The sequence below is a fragment of the Rahnella woolbedingensis genome (genome assembly GCF_003602095.1).
Taxonomy (GTDB): Bacteria; Pseudomonadota; Gammaproteobacteria; order Enterobacterales; family Enterobacteriaceae; genus Rahnella; species Rahnella woolbedingensis.
Map to the genome: position 1 here is coordinate 46,465 of NZ_RAHH01000029.1, position 22,153 is coordinate 68,617.

Here is a 22,153-nt window from a genome sequence, read left to right on the forward strand (position 1 = left end):
GAGCAAATCCCCTTTTCTGTTTATCCAAATTTGTGCTTTGAGTTTTTCTGCCCGTGAATGTTATTTTGGACGCTGCTCACTTGCACACAACACATAATAAAAATCCCACCAGAGAAAAACATGTCTATTAAACGCTATCCGCAACTGGCTCACTGGGGCGCATACACCGCCGTGGTGGAAGATGGCCGGTTGATTCGCTGCGAACCTTATCAAGCCGATGCTGATCCTTCGCCTTTACTCGATTCCATTGCGCCGCTGGTCTATTCCGACAAACGTATTCGTAAACCGGCCGTGCGCCGCTCGTGGCTGAAAAACCGTGAGAACAGCGATCGCTCGCTGCGCGGACGTGAGGATTTTGTCGAAGTGGACTGGGATCTGGCGCTGGATCTGGTGGCCGAAGAGAACAAGCGCGTGCGCGATCGCTACGGTGCTTCCGGCATTTTTAACGGCTCTTACGGCTGGTCATCCGCCGGTCGTCTGCATCACGCCCGTTCTCTGGTGCGACGTTTTTATTTCACCGGCGGCGGTGGTGTGGATCAGCAGGGTAACTACAGCTGGGGCTCGGCGCAGTTTTTTCTGCCTTATGTGATTGGTACGTTTACCCCGCTGACCGGACGTGTGACGTCGTGGCCGAGCGTGGTGGAACATGCGGATATTCTGGTGGCGTTCGGCGGTCTGGCGCTGAAAAATTCGCAGGTGGCTTCCGGCGGAGCGGTGGAACATACGCTGAAACCGGCGCTGGAACAGCTGGCGAAGAAGGGCACCCGCGTCATTAATATCAGCCCGATGCGTGACGACTGTCCGGAATTCGTTAATGCCGAGTGGATCCCGATCCGCCCGAACACGGACGCCGCGCTGATGATGGCGGTGGCGTATGAAATACAGCGCAAAGAAGCGCAGGACAACGCGTTTCTTGCCACCCATTGCGTGGGTTATCCGCAACTGGCTGCGTATCTGCGCGGCGAAACCGACGGTATTGCGAAAACCCCAGACTGGGCGAGCCCTATTACCGGCGTTCCGGCAGAGCGAATTGCGCGACTGGCAGATGACCTGATCGGCGTGCGCAGCTTTATTACCTGTTCGTATTCCGTGCAGCGCGCCCACCGTGGCGAGCAGCCTTACTGGATGATGATTGCTATTTCCGCGATGCTCGGGCAGGTCGGTTTGCCGGGTGGCGGTTTCTCGTTTGGTCATGGTTCGATGAACAGCGTCGGGAATCCGCGTTATGACACGCCGGGACCCGCCGTCAGCGCCGGGCCGAATCCTGCCGGTTTGTCGATTCCGGTCGCGCGCATCAGCGACATGTTACTCAATCCCGGTCAGCCGTATGAATTCCAGGGAGAGACGCTCAGTTATCCGGATATTCATCTGGTGCACTGGGCGGGCGGTAATCCGTTCCATCATCATCAGCAGCTGAATCGGCTGGTCAAAGGCTGGCAGAAGCCAGACACGGTGATAGTGCAGGATAACGTCTGGACGGCAGCGGCGCACATGGCGGATATCGTGCTGCCCGCAACGACTTCGCTGGAACGTAACGATATCGGCGGTTCATCGCGTGACCGTTTCGTGCTGGCAATGCATCAGGCGATTGCGCCTCAGCATCAGGCGCGTAACGATTTTGATATTTTCGCGGATATTGCCGAGCGTCTCGGTTATCGCGAACAGTTCACACAGGGGCGCAATGAAGATCAGTGGCTGCGCCATATTTACCGCCAGTGCGGCGAAGCGCAAAAGGGTACCGGTGTCGAATGGCCGGACTTCGAAACCTTCTGGGAGCGCGGTTTCGTCGAGCTGCCGGTGCCGGAAAAAGATTACGTCTTCTTTGAAGAATTCCGTAAAAGCCCGCGCGCGAATCCGTTAGGGACGCACAGCGGCAAAATCGAACTGTTCTCCGAAACCATCGCCGGTTACGGTTATAAAGATTTTGCGCCGCATCCTGAATGGCAGCCACCGGTCGAATGGCTGGGTGCCGAAAGCGCCAAAGAATGGCCGTTGCACCTGATTTCCATTCAGCCAAAAGATCGCCTGCACAGCCAGCTCGATCAGTCGCCGCTGGCGCAGTCGAACAAAACCGCCGGTAAGGAAACGCTGTTTATGCATCCGGAAGATGCGGGCAGCCGTCAGCTGAAAAACGGCGACCGGGTGAAAGTGCATAATGCGCGCGGCAGCTGCCTCGCGGGGGTTTCGCTAAACGACGGGATCACGCGTGGCGTGGTGCTGATGTCCACCGGTGCCTGGTTTGATCCGGGCTTTGGCGGCAAATGGCAGGAAACCGAGCAGGCGGGGAATCCGAATGTGCTGACACTGGATATCGGCACCTCGCGTCTGACGCAGGGGCCGAATGCGATGAGTTGCCTTGTCGAGGTGGAGGCTTTTTAGGGTAGTATTTAATAAGTTAAGAGAAATCGGGCTCATTTTCACCACTCGTTACACTTTGCGGAATTATGTTTCGATTGCCTGCTGGCTGTGGTTCGTACAAACCAGCTAAATTAAACGTCCCAGAGGTATTGATTGGTGAATCATCAACGTGCTCTGCATGTTGATACCGATTAAATTTGCACCAACCTACGCGGATGCGTAGGTTTTTTTTTGCCTCAATTTCTGCACGCAGCTAAGCAACCTCCTAAACTCTCTCTGACTGGCGTCTTTTACAACGGCTTATAGTATGCTGTTTCCCCAACCTTTTTCTTTCAAGATCAGGGATGACACATAAGGAGATGGCAAACATGTATAACTTTCTTTTCGCCGCATTCAGATGGCTTTTCCGTCTGATGTTTCGGGTCACTGTGACCCCGGCGGAAAACAATTTTAATTACCCGCGTTTAATCCTCACGCCGAACCATGTCTCGTTTATCGACGGCATGCTGCTGGTTCTTTTCCTGCCGATCAAACCGGTTTTCGCGGTCTATTCCAATATTACGGATACCTGGTTTATGCGCTGGCTGAAGCCGTATGTGGACTTCATGCCGCTGGATCCGACCAAACCGATGGCGATCAAGCACCTGATCCGCGAAGTGGAAAAAGGACGTCCGGTGATAGTATTCCCGGAAGGCCGCATTACGGTCACCGGTTCATTAATGAAGATTTACGACGGCGCGGCCTTTGTGGCGGCGAAGTCTCAGGCGACAGTCATTCCGGTGCGCATTGATGGCGCGGAATATACGCCGTTCGGGCGCCTGTTCGGCAGTTTCAAGCTCCGCTGGTTCCCGAAAGTCACCCTCAATCTGTTACCGGCGACGACTATCCCGATGCCGGATGCGCCGCGTTCCCGTGACCGCCGCGTACTGGCCGGTGAACAACTGCATAAAATTATGATGCAGGCGCGCATGGAAACCCGCGAGCCGGAAACCTTGTATCAGGCGTTGCTGTCCGCGCAAACCCGTTATGGCCGCCGCAAACCGTGCATCGCCGATATCGCGTTCAAAGAAGATTCCTATCAGGGGCTGCTGAAAAAATGCCTCGGTGTGAGCCGTATCCTGCAACGTTTTACCCGGGAAGGTGAGCACGTCGGCATGCTGCTGCCGAACGCCACCATCATGGCGGCGGCGCTGTTTGGCGCGTCGATGCGTAACCGTATTCCGGCGCTGCTCAACTACACCGCTGGCGCGAAAGGGCTGCAAAGCGCGATGAAAGCGGCGCAGATCAAAACCATCGTGACGTCCCGGCAGTTTCTTGAAAAAGGTAAGCTGACGCACCTGCCGGAAAATGTACCGGAGGCGAACTGGGTTTATCTGGAAGATCTGAAAGACACGGTGACCACGCAGGATAAGCTGTGGATCCTGTTCCATCTGATTTTTCCGCGTCGGGCGATGCTGCCGCAAAAGCCTGATGACGCGGCGCTTGTGCTGTTTACTTCCGGTTCGGAAGGCAATCCGAAAGGCGTGGTGCATTCACACGCCAGCCTGATGGCGAACGTTGAGCAAATCCGTACCGTCGCTGATTTCACGCCGCGTGACCGCTTTATGTCGTCGCTGCCGCTGTTCCACGCCTTTGGCCTGACCGTCGGATTGCTGACGCCGCTGATGACCGGCGCACGCGTATTTTTATATCCAAGTCCGCTGCATTACCGCATCGTGCCGGAACTGGTGTATGACCAGAACTGTACCGTGCTGTTTGGCACTTCCACGTTCCTGGCGAATTATGCCCGCTTTGCCCATCCGTATGATTTCGCCCGCCTGCGCTATGTGGTGGCTGGCGCGGAGAAACTGGCTGAAAGCACCAAGGAAATCTGGCAGAACAAGTTTGGTATCCGCATTCTCGAAGGCTACGGTGTGACCGAGTGCGCGCCGGTGGTGGCGATCAACGTGCCGATGGCGACCAAAGTGAACACCGTCGGCAAAATCTTGCCGGGGATGGTATCCCGCCTGATTACCGTGCCGGGTATTGAGGAAGGCGGTCGTCTGCAACTGCGTGGGCCAAACATCATGAAAGGCTATCTGCGCGTCGAAAATCCCGGTGTGCTGGAAACCCCGCAGGCCGAAAATGCCGCTGGCGAGATGCAGGCTGGCTGGTACGACACCGGCGATATCGTCACGCTGGATGAAAAAGGTTTCTGCGCCATTCGTGGCCGCGTGAAACGTTTTGCCAAACTGGCGGGTGAGATGGTATCGCTGGAAAGCGTCGAACAGCTGGCAATCAAGGCTTCACCAGATAAACAACATGCGGCGACGTCGCGCAGTGATGCCAGCAAAGGCGAGGCGCTGGTGTTGTTTACCACCGATGCAGAATTACGTCGTGATGCGCTGAGCAAAGCTGCCCGCGAACTGGGGCTGCCGGAACTGGCGGTGCCGCGTGATATTCGTGTCGTTAAAGCATTACCGTTGCTTGGCAGCGGTAAACCCGATTTTGTGACCCTGCGCCAGATGGCAGAAAACCCGGAGAGTGAGGCATGAGTCAGCCTTCAACGGCGGCCGCAGGGCCGCTGATGTCTAAAAGTATGTCTGCGGTGATCGTGGCGCAGTTTCTGTCCGCTTTCGGTGACAACGCGCTGCTGTTCGCGGCGCTGGCGCTGATCAAACAGCAGCTTTATCCCGACTGGAGCCAGCCTGTTTTACAAATGGCGTTTGTGGCGACGTATATTATCCTCGCGCCGTTTGTCGGTCAGTTCGCTGACAGCTTCTCCAAAGGCCGCGTGATGATGGTCGCTAATCTGCTGAAACTGGCAGGCGCGGCGGTGATTTGCGCGGGCATGAATCCTTTCCTCGGTTATACGCTGGTCGGTATTGGCGCGGCGGCATATTCACCGGCGAAATACGGCATTCTCGGTGAAATCGCCAGTGGCGAACAGCTGGTGAAAGCCAACGGCCTGATGGAAGCGTCCACCATTGCGGCGATCCTGCTCGGGTCTGTTGCCGGTGGCGCACTGGCCGACTGGAGCATTCTGGCGGCGCTCGGTATCTGTGTGCTGGCCTACGGCGCGGCAGTGGCGGCAAACTGGTTTATTCCCAAGCTGGATCCGGCGCGTCCGGGGCAGTCGTGGAATCCGGCAAAAATGAGCCGGACGTTTTTCGCAGCCTGCAAAACCTTATGGCAGGATGGCGAAACCCGCTTCTCTCTGGTCGGCACCAGTTTGTTCTGGGGCGCGGGTGTGACGCTGCGTTTCCTGCTGGTGCTGTGGGTACCGGTAGCACTGGGCATTACCGATAACAAAACGCCAACGCTGCTCAATGCGATGGTCGCTATCGGGATCGTGTTTGGTGCGGGCGCTGCGGCGAAATTAATCCGTCTGGAAACCGTGAAACGCTGTCTGCCTGCCGGTGTCGCTATCGGTATCGCTGTCGTCGTGTTTGCGCTGCAAACCAGCATGCTGAGTTCTTACATTGTGCTGGTGGTGGTAGGGATTTTGGGCGGTTTCTTCGTGGTGCCGCTGAATGCCCTGTTACAGCATCGCGGTAAAATTTCTGTCGGTGCGGGTAATGCGATTGCCGTACAGAATCTCGGTGAAAACACCGCCATGCTGCTGATGCTCGGCCTGTATTCGCTGGTGGTGATGGCCGGTGCGCCGGTCGTGGCGATTGGCATCGGATTTGGTGTGATCTTCGCGCTGGCCATTACCGGACTGTGGATCTGGAAGAACATGCAGAAACGCCGTCTGGCGTGAAGGGGTTTTATCAAAAGAAAAGGGCGCTGAGCGCCCTTTTTGCTGTCTGCAATCCGCATTAACTCTGCAGGAATTACGGCGCAGGGATCGTGAAGCGTTTGTGGATATTTTCCAGGTCAGCGAGGATTTCTTCATCAAGCGTCAGATCCTGACTGTCGATGTTGATCTTCAGCTGTTCCAGCGTCGTCGCACCCAGCAGCGTACTGGCTACGAACGGTTGCTGACGCACAAAGGCCAGCGCCATCTGAGAAGGATCCAGATTACGTTTCTTCGCCAGCGCCACATATTCGGCAATCGCCGCTTCTGCCTGTGGTGAAGAATAACGGGTGAAACGGCTGAACAGCGTATTACGCGCACCGGCCGGTTTCGCCCCGTTCAGGTATTTGCCACTCAGCGTACCGAATGCCAGGCTGGAATACGCCAGCAGTTCGACGCCTTCGTGCTGGCTGATTTCTGACAAACCGATTTCAAAGCTGCGGTTCAGCAGGCTGTACGGGTTTTGAATTGAAACGATACGCGGCAGATCGTGTTTCTCCGCCAGTTGCAGGTAACGCATCACGCCCCACGGGGTTTCGTTGGAAACACCGATGTAGCGGATTTTACCGGCACGCACCTGTTCATTTAGCGCTTCAAGCGTTTCCAGCAAGGTCACAGGAGACTGTTCTTCGGTGTACTGATAACTCAGTTTGCCAAAGAAGTTGGTCTGACGCTGTGGCCAGTGCAGCTGGTACAAGTCCAGATAATCTGTATTCAGACGCTTCAGGCTGGCATCCAGCGCTGCACGGATATTTTTACGATCCAGCATCTGGCCAGGGCGGATAGCGTTGTCATTACCACGGGAAGGGCCGGCAACTTTACTCGCCAGAACAATCTTCTCACGGTTGCCACGGGCTTTGAGCCAACTGCCGATATAACTTTCTGTCAGCCCCTGCGTCTCTGGACGCGGCGGAACGGGGTACATTTCAGCGGTATCAATCAGATTGATGCCTGCAGAAACGGCGTAATCGAGCTGCTGATGGGCGTCGGCTTCGCTGTTTTGTTCACCAAAAGTCATGGTGCCAAGTCCCAGTAAGCTCACTTCTAAAGAACTGTGGGGTATACGGTGATATTGCATTGCCGGTTTTCCTTTATATCTGAGAATGTCAGGCTAATGAAAAAGCGCCTCAGCTGACTATATACAAGGGAATCATCAGGGGGAAGTGGCAGAGAGTGCCGGTAATCTGAGCGAGGCGGGGTAAAAGCAAAAGAGCCGGTAAAAACCGGCTCTCATCGGACAGGGTTCAGCCTTGACTTAACGCTTCATGACCTGACTGACGTTATCGTTGTTGATCTGGCGTTCGTTGCCTTGTTCATCTGTGTAGCTCAGCAACCCGGTGGATTTATCCAGCTTTGGCTTGCCATCGGTCAGGATCATGCTGCCGTCTTTGGTCGAGATCACGTAATCGCTGGCGCAACCTGCCAAGGTAAAAACCAGCATTGCAGCACCGGCCATCATCAATGTTTTCTTCATCATTATTATCATTCCTTTTATGCACAACAAGAGTGTCAGATTCTAGCGTAGCAAAAGGTTTGAAAAGTAGCAGAAAAGGTGATTAAAATTTTCTAAAAGTGGTGATTAAAGCAAAAAATGCCGAGCGAGGAGGGCTGCGGTAAAACGCTTCTTAAGATAGAAACCGCGAGGCAGCGTCAGGATCGGTTGCCCGAATTCACCGATGGCTTCGGTCAGCGCTTTACTGTTTGCGGCTTTCGGCCTGATTTGCAAAAACTCACCGTGACGGGCAGTAATACTTTCTACTTTGCCGAGCACAATCAAATCCATCAGCTCTTCCCAGTCCTGACGCAGCTGTTCATCTTCTTCCTGCGAAGGCTGCCACAATAAAGGCGCGCCAATGTGCCGCGCTGCCAGCGGGATCTGACGCTCACCTTCGACGGGTATCCATAATACCCGCGCCAGTTTGTGCCGCACATGGCTGTTTTCCCAGGTGACACCGCTGTTGCCGGTCAAAGGCGCTACGCAGACAAAGGTGGTTTCCAGCGGTCTGCCACGGGAATCAACCGGAATAGTTTTCAGCTCAATGCCGATGTCAGCGAAATCCTGCTCAGGTTTACTGCCGGCTACCGCACCCAGATAAACTTCCAGCAACATGCCAACCCAGCCTTTCTCCCGCTTAAGATTTTCCGGAATAGGTAGTCTTGCATGCGCGGCCAGCTCGCCCAGCGTGTGGCCCGCCAGCGACTGTGCGCGTTGCAGCAGCTCCTGTTGGTGGTGGGGCGGTGTGGTAGCTGGTAAAGGAATAGACATAAAAAACAATGCTCAATTAATAGATTAATTTTTGTACTGCTTTGTGCAGGCACAATGAATAAAAAATTATCCCTGTGGAGTAATGAAATAATAGCATGATTTGCCTTAGGTTTTTTTTTGCTTTCTGGTCTCCGCTGTTCACATTTGATTAGGTTGATCACCTGTTGAAGGCGACAATAAACAGGATCACCCACCTACTTATCCACAGATTTCTTGGATAACCCCACCTTTAACGGATCACTGGTTCGATTTACAGGCTTGACGGAAGGGGTTTTATTCAATTTTTGCCCGGATGGCGTCAACTTTTAAACGATCGCTGTGGATAAAAACGACATTGGTGGATCTTTCACCAGGTCACTGTGCAGTGTGAGATAACTCTCATTTTTGAACGTGGGATAACTTCATTAATTGCAGGTAATATTTTGGTTTATATGGTTTTTGTGTGCGGTGTTTTTTTGCGTCAAAATAAGTTCAGGAGAGTTTTACCCCGCTTACTCTTAAGTTCTTCACATACCTATCCACAGAAAAAGTGAATAAAATCTGGAGTGATTCCCAAAATCTGTTTATAACTTTGAGTATAACTGTGAGTTATCCCATTTTTATTCATGCTCATCGGCATTAACCAGTGGTTTACCGCCTGTTGGTAGTATGAAACAATCAGAACATCTATGATTTTAAGCTATTGAGGTAGTCCGGTGATCGATGATGATGGCTACCGCCCGAATGTTGGTATCGTAATCTGTGACAAGCAGGGTCAGGTATTGTGGGCCAGACGATACGGTCAGCACTCCTGGCAGTTTCCGCAAGGGGGCATAAACCCCGGTGAAACCGCTGAGCAGGCCATGTACCGCGAGCTGTTTGAGGAAGTGGGGCTTGGCCGTAAAGATGTACGTATTCTGGCTTCAACCCGTAACTGGTTACGTTATAAATTGCCAAAACGTTTGGTGCGTTGGGACACAAAGCCGGTTTGTATCGGCCAAAAGCAAAAATGGTTCTTGCTGCAACTGATGTCTAACGAAGCTGATATCAATATGCAGCGTAGCAGTACGCCTGAATTTGATGGCTGGCGTTGGGTGAGTTTCTGGTATCCGGTTCGTCAGGTGGTGTCTTTTAAACGCGATGTTTACCGTCGTGTAATGAAAGAGTTTTCCACCACGATTATGCCGATGCAGGAAGTCTCCCTTCCCAAGACATCGCCCGCCTATCGTCGTAAAAGAGGCTAAGTCACGAAGAGATGCTCACGCGTTTGCGAGAAATTGTTGAAAAGGTAGCAATGGCGTCCAGCCTCAATGATGCGCTGGATGTACTGGTCAATGAAACCTGCCTGGCGATGGACACCGAAGTCTGTTCCGTCTATCTCGCTGACAATGACCGCCGTTGTTATTACCTGATGGCGACGCGAGGTTTGAAAAAACCTCGCGGGCGGACTATTACCCTGGCGTTTGATCAGGGGATAGTCGGTCTGGTAGGGCGTCTGGCCGAGCCCATTAACCTTGCCGATGCGCAGAGCCACCCCAGCTTCAAATATATTCCCGCCGTAAAAGAAGATCTTTTCCGATCTTTTTTAGGTGTGCCGATCATCCACCGGCGTCAGTTACTCGGCGTGCTGGTTATTCAGCAACGCGAACACCGCCAGTTCGATGAAAGTGAAGAGTCATTTTTGGTCACGCTGGCGACGCAGCTGGCTGCAATCCTTTCTCAGGCACAACTGAATGTGCTTTACGGACGCTTTCGTCAGACCCGTGTCCGCGCACTTGCGGCTTCGCCGGGTGTGGCGATTGGTATCGGCTGGCAGGACAGCTCGCAGCCATCGCTCGAGCATGTTTATATGGCGTCCACGCTCGATACGGTGCGTGAACGCGAACGCCTGACCCGCGCACTGGAAGATGCCGGTGCCGAGTTCCGCCGTTTCAGTAAACGTTTTACTGCCAGCGCGCAGAAAGAAAGCGCGGCGATTTTCGACCTCTATTCCCACCTCCTTAACGATGCACGCCTCAAGCGCGAATTGTTCGCCCAGATTGATCAGGGTGCAGTGGCGGAATGGGCGGTCAAAAAGGTGGTTGAAGAGTTTGCCGCTCAGTTTGCCAGCCTGCAGGATACTTATCTGCGCGAGCGCGGCAGCGATTTACGTGCGCTGGGTCAGCGGCTGGTTTTCCACCTCGATGACACCATTCAGGGTAATACGCAGTGGCCTGAGCGCTTTATTCTGGTCGCCGATGAGCTCACAGCCACATTGCTGGCAGAAGTGCCGCAAGACCGCCTGGCCGGTGTGGTAGTTCGTGACGGCGCGGCTAACTCCCACGCGGCGATTTTAGTCCGCGCAATGGGCGTGCCGACCATTATGGGCGCTGACATTCAGCCTGCGCTGCTCAGCCAGCGGCAGCTGATTGTTGATGGTTATCGCGGTGAATTACTGATTGATCCGGAACCCGTGCTGGTTACGGAATACAAGCGTCTGATCAGCGAAGAAATGGAGCTGAGTCAGAAAGCTGAAGATGACGTTGAGCAACCCGCCGCACTGAAAAGTGGCGAACGGGTGAAAGTGATGCTCAATGCCGGCCTGAGTGCAGATCACGAAAAACTCTTCGGCAGCCGCGTCGATGGCGTCGGGCTGTACCGTACTGAAATACCTTTCATGCTGCAAAGCGGCTTCCCTTCTGAAGAAGAACAGGTCGCGCAATATCAGGGCATGTTGCAGCTGTTCCCGCAAAAGCCGGTGACCCTGCGCACGCTGGATATCGGGTCTGATAAACAACTTCCGTATATGCCGATCAGCGAGGAAAACCCTTGTCTGGGCTGGCGCGGCATCCGTATTACCCTCGACCAGCCGGAAATTTTCCTGATTCAGGTGCGTGCGATGCTGCGTGCCAATGCGGCGACCGGTAATCTCGGCATTCTTCTGCCCATGGTAACCAGTCTTGAAGAGATTGATGAGGCGCGTCGTTTAATCGACCGTGCAGGACGGGAAGTTGAGGAACAACTCGGTTACGAGCTTCCGCACACACGTCTTGGCGTCATGATTGAAGTCCCTTCCATGGTCTTTATGCTGCCTGCTCTGGCGGGTAGGGTAGAATTTATCTCCGTCGGCACCAACGATTTAACGCAATATCTGCTGGCAGTGGATCGCAACAACACCCGCGTTGCCGGGCTTTATGACAGCCTGCATCCGGCAATGCTGCGCGTGCTCAAGCAGATTGTTACCAGTGCAGAAGTCGCCGGACTGGACGTTAGCTTGTGTGGAGAAATGGCGGGTGACCCGATGGGGGCATTACTGCTTACCGGTATGGGGTTTCGTAATCTCAGCATGAACGGACGCAGTGTCGCCCGTGTAAAATACCTGCTGCGCCGTATCGAACTGAACGATGCCGAAGAACTCGCCGGACGCGTATTACAGGCGCATTTCACCACGGACGTGCGTCATATGACCGCCGCGTTTATGGAAAGACGCGGGTTGGGCGGTCTGATCCGCGGCGGTAAATAAGCGCCGGACTTCACATTCTTTGCCCTGTTACTCTCATCCTGACAGCACTCTGGCGCAGGATGAGAAGATTTTTTACAGAACTTTTCCAGCGGCTTAGCCCCGGAAAACCTTCCGGCTATGCTACTATTCGCTCCCTGCTGGCCCCTGACCGGGCAATAATGATAAACAATTTGTGGTGATAGATGAGCAACAGCTATCTGGCGTTTCCCCAGTTTGATCCGGTAATTTTCTCAATCGGACCGGTATCTCTTCACTGGTACGGACTGATGTATCTGATCGGTTTTGTCTTCGCAATGTGGCTGGCGGTACGCCGTGCTAACAAGCCAGGCAGCGGCTGGACCAAAGACGAAGTGGAAAACCTGTTGTACGCAGGTTTCCTCGGTGTCTTCCTCGGTGGTCGTATCGGTTACGTATTTTTCTACAACCTGCCTTTATTCCTCGAAAATCCACTTTATCTTTTCAAAGTGTGGGACGGCGGTATGTCCTTCCACGGCGGCCTGATTGGTGTGATTGTGGTCATGCTGATTTTTGCGCGTCGCACCAAACGCAACTTCTTCCAGGTTTCCGATTTTATCGCTCCGCTGATCCCGTTTGGTCTGGGTGCGGGCCGTCTCGGTAACTTTATCAATGGTGAACTCTGGGGCCGCGTAACCACCGATGTACCTTGGGCGATGCTGTTCCCGGGCTCGCGTCAGGAAGATATCGCAATCGCCGCCGCTGACCCGAAATGGCAGCCGCTGCTGAACCAGTACGGCGTGCTTCCGCGCCATCCTTCCCAGCTGTATGAACTGCTGCTCGAAGGTATCGTACTGTTCATCATCCTGAACGTATTTATCCGTAAATCTCGCCCGATGGGCGCGGTATCAGGTTTGTTCCTGATCGGTTATGGCTTATTCCGCATCATCGTTGAACACTTCCGCCAGCCAGATGCACAGCTCGGCCTGTTCGACGGGATCATCAGTATGGGACAGGTTCTGTCCATTCCAATGGTCGTTATTGGCCTGATTATGATGGTCTGGGCATATCGCCGTCCGCAGAAACAATTGTCGTGAGGTAACATGAAACAGTATCTGGATTTAATGCAGAAAGTGCTCGATGAGGGCACCCCTAAAGCCGACCGTACCGGTACTGGCACGTTGTCGATTTTTGGTCATCAGATGCGTTTCAACTTGCAGGAAGGTTTCCCGCTGGTCACTACCAAACGCTGTCATTTGCGCTCCATCATTCATGAGCTCCTGTGGTTCCTGAAAGGCGAAACTAACATCGCTTATCTGCGTGAAAACAATGTCAGCATCTGGGACGAGTGGGCCGATGAAAACGGCGACCTCGGTCCGGTGTATGGCAAGCAGTGGCGTGCCTGGGGCGCGGCTGACGGCAAGCAAATTGACCAGTTGGCGAATGTTGTCGAGCAACTAAAGAAAGACCCTGACTCGCGTCGTATTATCGTGTCAGCATGGAACGTCGGTGAGCTGGATCAGATGGCACTGGCGCCATGCCACGCTTTCTTCCAGTTCTATGTGGCGGACGGGAAACTGTCCTGCCAGCTGTATCAGCGTTCATGCGATATCTTCCTCGGTCTGCCGTTTAACATTGCCAGCTACGCGCTGCTGGTACATATGATGGCGCAACAATGCGACCTCGAAGTGGGTGACTTTGTCTGGACGGGTGGCGACACCCATCTGTACAACAACCACATGGAGCAGACGCATCTGCAACTATCGCGTGAACCCCGCGCGTTGCCAAAACTTGTCATCAAGCGCAAGCCGGCCTCCCTGTTTGATTACAACTTCGAAGATTTCGAGATTGAAGGGTACGATCCGCACCCGGCAATCAAAGCGCCTGTCGCTATCTGATCCTTCGTTGTCTGCCGCCTGACGTTCCCGTCAGGCGGTCATTTCTCTGGTATCCAGCTTTTACCCTCTGCCCCACTTTGTACGCCTTTTCCTGAGCATTCCCACTCCGATTTAAAGCCAAATGCTATTCCTGCGAGGCATCACGCAACGTTTTTGTCGTGTGCATTGTGTTGCGCTGATTGTTTCCGAGGCATCCAGGAAAAAATCACTTTGCCGGTAGCAGAACAAATTTAAGCGCCTACCCTGACGGCATGAAGACTTACAGCATGATTGCAGCCAGACGCAAAGGGGAACGCGGGATGTCACTGATAGAATTGATGGTCGTGGTGGTTTTAGTGGCCATATGCACATTATGGGGAACGCAAAGCTGGCGAGGTTATCAACAGGCACTCAAGCTTGAACAACATGCACAGCGGCTGCGTCTGTATCTTTATGGCGTTCAGTCCGAGGCCAATGATTACAATCTTTCAGCGGTGTTATGGGTGATTGGCGGCAACGACGGATGTGTCGGTTACGGCCCGCGCTCTACGGATTGTCACAATGCCACCGGTAAAATCTTTGTCATGGAGGAGCCAGATATCGAGTTGTCCGGTCTCGCCGACAAATCAATGGGATTCTACGGGCTGCGAAACGCCGCGCTGGCAGGGCGTTTAACGTTAAAAAATTCAGCGGGAAGTCTGCGTCTGGTGCTTTCAGCAAGGGGACGACTGCGTATATGCAGCGAAGATAAACCGTTGTTGGGGATCAGCCTGTGCCAGTAGCCTCTCGCGGATTCACACTGCCGGAAATCATGATTGCGATGAGTATCGGCAGCATGCTGATGCTCAGCGCTGCGCAGATTTATCCGCTGATGCGTCAGAGAAGCCAGAGCCTGGGAAGGCACTATCAGCTTGATCAGCTATTGCATCAGACTGTTTTTACTATCGCCAAAGATCTCCGGCGTGCCGGTTTTTGTAATGGCAGTTGCGAGGGTAAACCGGTCATTACGGGACATGCAGAGGGAGAGCCCGAAGGTTCCTGTGTCATCATCCTTTATGACCTGAACCGCAATGGTCGGTGGGAAAAGCCCGGCGCGGCAGATTCGGAATATTTTGGTTACCGCTTACGGCAGGGCGGAATTGAGATCCAGCGGGGAGCGGCAGATTGCGGCAGTTCCGGCTGGGAGAAACTACTCGATCCCTCTGAAGTCAGTGTCATGAAATTCAGCGTAAAAGAATCCTCCGCAGAAGCTTCCGGCGGATTGTATTCGCTGCAACTTGAAGCCCGCTGGAGCAACAACCCTTCTGTTCACCGGCAAGTGACCGAAATGGTGGCAGGGCGCTCGTTATGACTGAGGCAAAGAACGTCGACAGTCTGTTCAGGCAAAAGGGGAGTGCCATGATATTGAGCATCATGGTGATGATGGGGTTGGGATTAATTGCCCTCAGTTCATTGCAGCAGCAGCTTTCAGCCGGGCTGGCACTGACCTCTAATCAGCACCGTTTTGTTATCGGTTGGGAAAATGCGTCTTCCGCCTTAGCCTGGGGCATCAGTCAGCCGTGGAAGGATTTTAGTGATAGCCGCTGGCAGTGCCAGGACGTACCGGCAATGCTCATTTCCTCCGGTGGTGGCAGGGTTTGTGTTCGCGCTTCACTCCGGCAGGATGTTTTTGTTCTTCGCGGCGAAGGAACCGCGGGCGAAGGTAAGGCAACTGTGAAATTGTTTCAGCAAACTAGCATGAAAAAGCAGGCGGACGGGAAACTGAGTTTTACACCACTGAAACAGGGATGGCTGGACTTTTGTCCGGAGGCGGATGAGCAGGTTTGCAATGACTGATGACGGTACCAGTCAACAGGGTTTCAGCCTGCCCGAAGCGCTGATCGCAATGTTATTGCTGTCAGTCTCTCTTCTCGGGCTGATGAATTACTACCAGTCGCTGACCTATGGCTTTATGCGCCAGTGGCAGACTCAGGAAGCATGGACAGAGGCACATTCTCAGCTCGAGGCGCACGCTGCGACCGGGAAGGGGACAGAGCCTCTGGCGGAAAAGTGGAATTATCAGTTTTCGGGTGTTTCCGCGGGCCAGTTATGCCAGCGGGTACAGGTAATCGTGCAAACGCCCGCAAAATATCAGGCAGTATTGCATCGGCTGGAATGCAATTTCGCACCCTGAAACAGAGAGTAAATGCCTGCACGGGAGAAACAAAAATACCGTCAAGCTGCTTGCAATGGTGTTTTAACAGCTTAGAGTGGTTTAACTAAGTGATTTTTACCTATTGGCAGGATTTGGCTTTACGGCTAAAACGTGACGGAGCACAGGAAGAAAATCCCGATTCGGTTTTTTTTCACAACTATCCTGTTTCTGCGGGGTCTGAACAGACTCAACCGCTCAAAACAGCTTGTTGAGGTTCATCTGTTATTGAACCGTGTATTTATTGCCCCGTGTGGCACGTTTATTTGATTGAGGGAGAGTGGCAATGTTAAAACAGGTTACCCGAATTTCCGGGTTACTGTTGTTATTGACCTTTTGGGCCCCTGTTGTTTCGAGTGCAGCCGACTGGCAGCCTTATGCACAAGCTATCAATAAAAGTCAGAACGACCCGCGTCAGTATCAGGCCATCAAACTGGCCAATGACATGACCGTCTTGCTGGTATCTGACCCTCAAGCCCCCAAGTCACTCGCTGCTCTGGCTATTCCCGTGGGTTCGCTGGAAGACCCTGATTCTCAGTTGGGTCTGGCTCACTACACCGAACACATGTTGCTGATGGGTTCGAAGAAATACCCTCAGCCGGAAAGTCTCTCGGAGTTTCTCAAAAAGCATGGTGGCAGCCATAACGGCAGCACGGCTTCATACCGCACGGCTTTTTATCTGGAAGTCGAAAATGACGCCCTGCCTGAAGCGGTAGACCGTCTTTCCGATGCCATTGGCGAACCATTGTTAGATCCCGCCAACGGTGACCGGGAGCGAAATGCAGTGAACGCAGAGCTGACCATGGCCCGCTCGCGTGACGGCATGCGTATGGCGCAGGTGCGTGCAGAAACCTTAAATCCTGAGCATCCTGCAGCCCGATTTGCGGGGGGGAATCTGGATACGCTAAAAGACAAACCCGGCAGTAAGCTGCACGATCAACTGATGGCTTTTTATCACCGCTATTATTCCGCTAACCTGATGGTCGGTGTGATTTACAGCAACAAGTCTTTACCCGAGCTGGCAGAGCTGGCCTCAACCACCTTCGGGCAGATAGCCAATCATCACGCGGTAGTTCCGCCGATTACGGTGCCCACTTTAACTGCTGAACAGAAAGGAGAATTCGTCCATTTTGTTCCAGCCCAGCCCCGCAAAGAATTACGCATTGAATTTGCCATTGATAACAACAGTGCAGATTTTCGCAGTAAAACAGATACCTATATCAGCTATCTGATTGGCAACCGCAGCCCGAATACACTGTCTGACTGGTTACAGAAACAAGGTTATGCCGACGGGATCAGCGCCGGTGCAGACCCGATGGTTAACCGTAATATGGGCGTCTTTAATATTTCGGTTTCACTGACGGATAAGGGGCTCGCACAGCGTGATACCGTCATTGCCGCCATATTTAACTATCTCAACGAGATGCGTTCCAAGGGTATTGATAAGCCTTATTTCGATGAAATAGCCCACGTGATGGCGCTTGATTACCGGTATCCGGCATTAACGCGGGATATGGATTACGTCGAATGGCTGGTCGATACCATGCTGCGTGTACCGGTTGAGCATGTCCTCGATTCGCCTTATCTGACGGATCAGTACGACCCTAAAGCCATTGCGTCCCGTCTGGATGAGATGACGCCGCAAAATGCGCGCTACTGGATAATCAGCCCGAATGAGCCGCACAATAAAATGGCTTACTTCGTGAATGCGCCTTATGAGATCGATAAAGTTCCGCCTCAGACTTATGAGCAATGGAAAACCCTCGGGCAGAATATTTCATTGTCGCTGCCGGCTCTGAATCCTTATATCCCGGAGTCACTTGCCCTTGTGACCAAAGATTCTAAGGCCACAAAACCTGAACTGCTGGTGGACGATAAAGGTTTGCGGGTGTTGTACATGCCCAGCAGATACTTTGCTGATGAGCCAAAAGCCAATGTGACCGTTTCGTTCCGCAACGACCAGGCGCTGAGCACGGCAAAAAATCAGGTGCTATATGGTCTGACGGATTATCTGACCGGTGTGGCTTTTGATCAACTGAGCTATCAGGCTTCCATTGGCGGTATCACATTCGGGACATCACCGGACAATGGCCTGCAATTTACTGCCACAGGTTTTACCGAGTGCCTGCCTGATTTGCTGGCGGCGCTGGTAGATAACTATCCAGATTTTAAACCGACGCAGGAACAACTGGATCAGGCGAAATCCTGGTATCTCGAACGTCTGGCTTCAGCAGATAAAGGGAAAGCGTTTGAGCTGGCGTTACAGCCCGTTCAGTTGCTCTCCCGTGTGCCTTATACCGAACGCAGTGAGCGCGAAAAACTGGTTTCCGCTATCACCCTCGATGACGTCAACGCTTACCGCGAGCAACTGATACATCACGCAGCAGTGGAAGTGATGGTTGTCGGCAACATGACGGGTGACCAGGTTAAAGCTATGTCGCAGCAGATTATGCAGAAGCTGGGTGCCCATGGCGATCAGTGGTGGCGTGGGGAACAGGCGGAAGTGACCGTGCCGGTGAAAGCCAATATTCAGCGCGTTGGCACCAGCTCTGATTCTGCACTCGCCGCCGTGTATGTACCGACGGGCTACGATGAAGTCCAGAGTATGGGATACAGCGCGCTGCTCGGGCAGATTATTCAGCCGTGGTTCTACAGCCAGCTGCGTACTCAGGAGCAACTGGGATACGCGGTGTTTGCTTTCCCTATCCCTGTCGGAAAACAGTGGGGTATCGGGTTCCTGCTGCAAAGTAACAGCAAGCAACCGGACTATCTGTATCAGCGTTATCTGGCATTTTATCCACAAGCCGAAAAACGCCTGCGTGAAATGAAGGATGCTGAATTCCTGCAGTACAAGCAGGGGCTGGTCAACGAAATGCAGCAGAATCCGCAAACGCTGGATGAGGAAGCCGACAGATTCGGTAATGACTTCAGTCGCGGAAATGCGCAATTTGATACCAGAGCGAATGTCATTCGCGTGATTGCCGGACTGACGCAAACCCAGCTGGCGGATTACTTCCAGAAAGCGGTGATTAAACAGGAAGGGCTGGCGATGTTGTCTCAGGTTGCGGGAAATGACAGCAAAACACCGCAATACGCCGCGCCGGAAGGCTTTACAACCTGGCCGGACACTTCGACATTGCAGAAGACGCTGGAACCTAAATCCGCGCAATAAGCGGCTTACTATAGAAAACAAAAGGACGCATCTGCGTCCTTTTGTTTTCTGCAATTCACCGTCCGATAGGTAACGTTACAGCTCAGAAATCAGAATCTTGGAACGGCGCTGATAGTTGTACATTTCCTGTTTCTGAATCGGCAGCACATCGACTTCTGCCGGTTTAAAACCGCGCTCCTGGAACCAGTGGATGCTGCGCGTCGTCAGGACAAATAAACGGTTAAGCCCCATCATTTTTGCCTGACTGGCAACACGCTGCAGCAACATCTCACCGCGCGAAGAACTGCGGTAGTCCGGATGAACGGCCACGCAGGCCATTTCACCAATCCCTTCGTCATGGAACGGATAAAGCGCGGCGCAGGCGATGGTGAGGTTATCCCGTTCGATAATGGTAAATTTATCGATTTCCATCTCCAGTTGTTCGCGGGAACGGCGCACCAGAATGCCCTGTTGCTCCAGAGGGCGGATCAGTTCAAGTATGCCGCCGATGTCGTTAATGGTGGCGCGGCGAACCTGTTCAGCACTCTCCATGACGATTTGCGTACCAATGCCATCGCGGGAGAACAGTTCCTGAACCAGCGCGCCGTCTTCCTGATAACTGATCAGGTGACTGCGACGAACGCCGCTGCGGCAGGCTTTCACCGCACCACGCAGGAAGCGCACGGTGCCGGAAAGATAATCGCCACTGGATTCCATCTGATCAATTCGTTCCTGCGCGTCATTCGGGAACAATTCGGAAATGATATTACCTTCCTCATTGATGACTCCTTGTGAAGAACAGAAACCGATCATTTTCTCGGCCTTAAGTTTAATCGCCATCTGCGTCGCCACTTCTTCTGATGTCAGATTGAAGCTTTCGCCGGTGACGGAAACCGCGACCGGACCGAGCAACACAATGGCATTGCTGTCGAGCTGGCGATGAATCGCTTCTTCATCAATACGACGAATACGTCCGCTATGGCAGTAATCGATGCCGTCATCCACACCCAGCGGCTGGGCGATAATAAAGTTGCCGCTGACCACGTTGATGTGCGCGCCTTGCAGCGGCGTATTATTCAGACTCATCGACAGCCGTGCAGTGATATCGAGCTGTAAAAGCCCGGCAGCCTGCTTAACCAGTTCAAGCGAACGGGCGTCGGTGACACGGATGTTTTTATGATAAATCGGTTCATAATTGTGCTCAGCGAGGTTCGCATCAATCTGCGGGCGGGCACCATACACGACCACCAGACGAATGCCTAAGCTGTGTAACAGACCGATATCATTGACGATATTGCTGAAGTTCTCATGTTCAATGGCTTCTCCACCGAGCATGACAACGAAAGTTTTGCCACGGTGAGCATTGATATAGGGAACTGAGTGGCGAAATCCCTGAACCAGTTCAGTACTACGTTCCTTCACGGCAAAACCTCATTTGAATTTTTATTCGTAATTTTTGTATTTTTATTCTTTTGGGGGCGCGTGGCAAGTAAGAAATCTCTGTTTTTGAATTAACACTGATTACAAACCGTCAACAAATTGATAAATCGAATAAATGTTTGGGAATGACATGCGGGATTCGATTCGTTAGAATTCGCAAACTGATTTTTTTATCACCTGTTTTTTTACTTTTAGATATTTTTGAGACTGCATGACTGACGATATTCACAATCCCGGACGACGACGCCTTCTTCAAACCGTAGCTGCCTCCTGGATGCTAAGTGTGAGTAAAATAGGTTTTGCCGCCAGCTCACAGGTTATCGCGGTCCGCATCTGGCCTTCTTCGACGTATACCCGCATTACTCTCGAATCCAGCACTCCCTTAAAATATAAGCAATTTTTGCTCAGTTCCCCGCCACGGGTGGTCATTGATATTGAGGGCGTTCATCTCAACAGCGTGCTCAAAGGCCTTGGCGAAAAAGTTCAGCAAAGCGACCCTTATATCCGTCAGGCAAGGGTAGGGCAGTTCGACACCAAAACGGTCCGCATGGTGCTGGAATTAAAGCGAGCCATCAGTCCGCATGTCTTCACGCTCAAACCGGTCGCTGAATTCCATAACCGGCTGGTGGTCGATCTCTACCCGCAAGAAGGGGAGGTCAGTGCACAGGACGATCCGTTGCTGGCATTGCTTGAAGATTACAACCGCGGGGATGTGGCGAGAACGCTGCCGCCGGAAACGAAGAAAGACGGCCAGGCTGGGCGCAGCAGACCGCTGGTGATCATGCTCGATCCCGGCCATGGCGGCGAAGACCCGGGCGCAATAGGTAAATATAAAACGCGTGAGAAAGATGTGGTGTTGCAGATTGGCCGCCGGTTACAGAAGCTGATTGCGCGTGAACCCAATATGAAAGCACACATGACACGCAATGAAGATGTCTTTATTCCGCTGAAAGTCCGTGTGGCGAAGGCGCGCAAGCTGCGGGCCGATCTCTTTATCTCTATCCATGCGGATGCTTTTACCAGCCGGGCCGCTAAAGGGTCCTCTGTTTTTGCCTTATCAACCAAGGGCGCGACCAGTTCAGCGGCGCGTTTTCTGGCACAAACCCAGAATGAATCTGACCTGATAGGGGGCGTCAGTAAAAGCGGCGATCGTTATCTCGATCATACGATGTTTGATCTGGTTCAGACCGCGACCATCAGTGACAGCCTGAAATTCGGTAAAGAAGTGCTGACGCGTATGGGCAAGATTAACCATCTGCACAAAAACAAAGTCGATCAGGCAGGATTTGCGGTACTGAAAGCGCCGGATATTCCTTCGATTCTGGTCGAGACGGCGTTTATCAGTAATATTAATGAAGAGAAAAAACTGCGTACTGCGCATTTTCAACAGCAGGTGGCCGAATCGATTCTGGCGGGTATCAGAGCATATTTCTCGCAGGGCGGGATGTCTGCGAGGGGATGAGTCAGGTGCAACACGGGAAGTACATTCCCGTTGTTTACCGGAATTCAGATACAAAAAAACACCCGCTAAGGTGTCTGATGTTTTACTTTACCGCTTAATTGCACTGCTTGTTAGTAGTTGGTTGCGGGGGCCGGATTTGAACCGACGACCTTCGGGTTATGAGCCCGACGAGCTACCAGGCTGCTCCACCCCGC

General features: G+C 52.9%; 17 protein-coding genes. 13 read left to right on the top strand and 4 right to left on the bottom strand.

Translation table 11 applies throughout. From position 1 onward, the window contains the following. The first annotated feature begins 120 nt into the window (after window positions 1-120). From D6C13_RS20610 to lplT, 3 genes are all read left to right on the top strand, one after another. On the top strand, window positions 121-2,379 hold the full coding sequence (locus D6C13_RS20610; protein WP_120134531.1) for a molybdopterin guanine dinucleotide-containing S/N-oxide reductase: 2,259 nt from the start codon (window positions 121-123) through the stop codon (window positions 2,377-2,379). Window positions 2,380-2,726: 347 nt separating this feature from the next. Further along, window positions 2,727-4,892 (top strand): bifunctional acyl-ACP--phospholipid O-acyltransferase/long-chain-fatty-acid--ACP ligase, encoded by a 2,166-nt coding sequence (aas, locus tag D6C13_RS20615; RefSeq protein WP_120134532.1) that lies wholly within the window; start codon window positions 2,727-2,729, stop codon window positions 4,890-4,892. Next, entirely contained in the window at window positions 4,889-6,100 is a 1,212-nt protein-coding gene (gene lplT / locus D6C13_RS20620) for a lysophospholipid transporter LplT (protein ID WP_120134533.1), read from the top strand. The genes aas and lplT overlap by 4 nt, the downstream gene beginning before the upstream one ends. Before the next feature lie 73 nt (window positions 6,101-6,173). Here the strand turns inward: lplT and D6C13_RS20625 are convergent, their stop codons facing one another. The 3 genes from D6C13_RS20625 to mutH form a co-directional block, all read right to left on the bottom strand. Further along, entirely contained in the window at window positions 6,174-7,214 is a 1,041-nt protein-coding gene (locus tag D6C13_RS20625) for an NADP(H)-dependent aldo-keto reductase (RefSeq protein ID WP_120134534.1), read from the bottom strand. A gap of 177 nt (window positions 7,215-7,391) precedes the next feature. Beyond that, complete coding sequence (locus D6C13_RS20630) at window positions 7,392-7,610, bottom strand: YgdI/YgdR family lipoprotein (protein WP_162940790.1); 219 nt, start codon at window positions 7,608-7,610, stop codon at window positions 7,392-7,394. A 105-nt stretch (window positions 7,611-7,715) separates the two neighbouring features. Next, a complete protein-coding gene (gene mutH / locus D6C13_RS20635) occupies window positions 7,716-8,402 on the bottom strand; it encodes a DNA mismatch repair endonuclease MutH (RefSeq protein ID WP_120134535.1) in 687 nt (228 codons plus the stop codon). A 695-nt stretch (window positions 8,403-9,097) separates the two neighbouring features. On the opposite strand from mutH, the gene rppH reads away from it, so the two are divergent. From rppH to ptrA, 9 genes are all read left to right on the top strand, one after another. After that, a complete protein-coding gene (gene rppH, locus D6C13_RS20645) occupies window positions 9,098-9,625 on the top strand; it encodes an RNA pyrophosphohydrolase (RefSeq protein ID WP_120134536.1) in 528 nt (175 codons plus the stop codon). An 11-nt stretch (window positions 9,626-9,636) separates the two neighbouring features. Beyond that, a complete protein-coding gene (gene ptsP, locus D6C13_RS20650; protein WP_120134537.1) occupies window positions 9,637-11,883 on the top strand; it encodes a phosphoenolpyruvate--protein phosphotransferase in 2,247 nt (748 codons plus the stop codon). Between the two features lie 182 nt (window positions 11,884-12,065). Next, window positions 12,066-12,935, top strand: coding sequence for a prolipoprotein diacylglyceryl transferase (lgt, locus tag D6C13_RS20655; RefSeq protein WP_120134538.1), 870 nt, complete (start codon window positions 12,066-12,068; stop codon window positions 12,933-12,935). Between the two features lie 6 nt (window positions 12,936-12,941). Beyond that, window positions 12,942-13,736 carry a thymidylate synthase gene (thyA, locus tag D6C13_RS20660; protein WP_120134539.1) on the top strand — a complete coding sequence of 265 codons (795 nt, stop codon included), beginning with the start codon at window positions 12,942-12,944 and terminating at the stop codon, window positions 13,734-13,736. A gap of 266 nt (window positions 13,737-14,002) precedes the next feature. Then, window positions 14,003-14,497, top strand: a complete 495-nt coding sequence (locus D6C13_RS20665) for a prepilin peptidase-dependent protein (protein WP_120134545.1) — start codon at window positions 14,003-14,005, stop codon at window positions 14,495-14,497. Further along, window positions 14,488-15,066: a prepilin peptidase-dependent protein gene (locus tag D6C13_RS20670; protein WP_244212732.1), complete on the top strand. Its 579-nt coding sequence runs from the start codon at window positions 14,488-14,490 to the stop codon at window positions 15,064-15,066. Before D6C13_RS20665 ends, D6C13_RS20670 begins: the two co-directional genes overlap by 10 nt. Beyond that, window positions 15,063-15,551, top strand: a complete 489-nt coding sequence (locus D6C13_RS20675) for a YgdB family protein (RefSeq protein ID WP_244212733.1) — start codon at window positions 15,063-15,065, stop codon at window positions 15,549-15,551. The genes D6C13_RS20670 and D6C13_RS20675 overlap by 4 nt, the downstream gene beginning before the upstream one ends. Next, a complete protein-coding gene (locus D6C13_RS20680) occupies window positions 15,529-15,888 on the top strand; it encodes a prepilin-type N-terminal cleavage/methylation domain-containing protein (RefSeq protein WP_244212734.1) in 360 nt (119 codons plus the stop codon). Before D6C13_RS20675 ends, D6C13_RS20680 begins: the two co-directional genes overlap by 23 nt. Before the next feature lie 304 nt (window positions 15,889-16,192). Further along, window positions 16,193-19,078 carry a pitrilysin gene (ptrA, locus tag D6C13_RS20685; protein ID WP_120134542.1) on the top strand — a complete coding sequence of 962 codons (2,886 nt, stop codon included), beginning with the start codon at window positions 16,193-16,195 and terminating at the stop codon, window positions 19,076-19,078. 75 nt (window positions 19,079-19,153) lie between these two features. Here the strand turns inward: ptrA and argA are convergent, their stop codons facing one another. After that, entirely contained in the window at window positions 19,154-20,479 is a 1,326-nt protein-coding gene (argA, locus tag D6C13_RS20690) for an amino-acid N-acetyltransferase (protein WP_120134543.1), read from the bottom strand. Between the two features lie 229 nt (window positions 20,480-20,708). Between argA and amiC the strand changes: the two genes are divergently transcribed. After that, complete coding sequence (gene amiC / locus D6C13_RS20695) at window positions 20,709-21,959, top strand: N-acetylmuramoyl-L-alanine amidase AmiC (protein WP_120134544.1); 1,251 nt, start codon at window positions 20,709-20,711, stop codon at window positions 21,957-21,959. Window positions 21,960-22,153 lie beyond the last annotated feature (194 nt).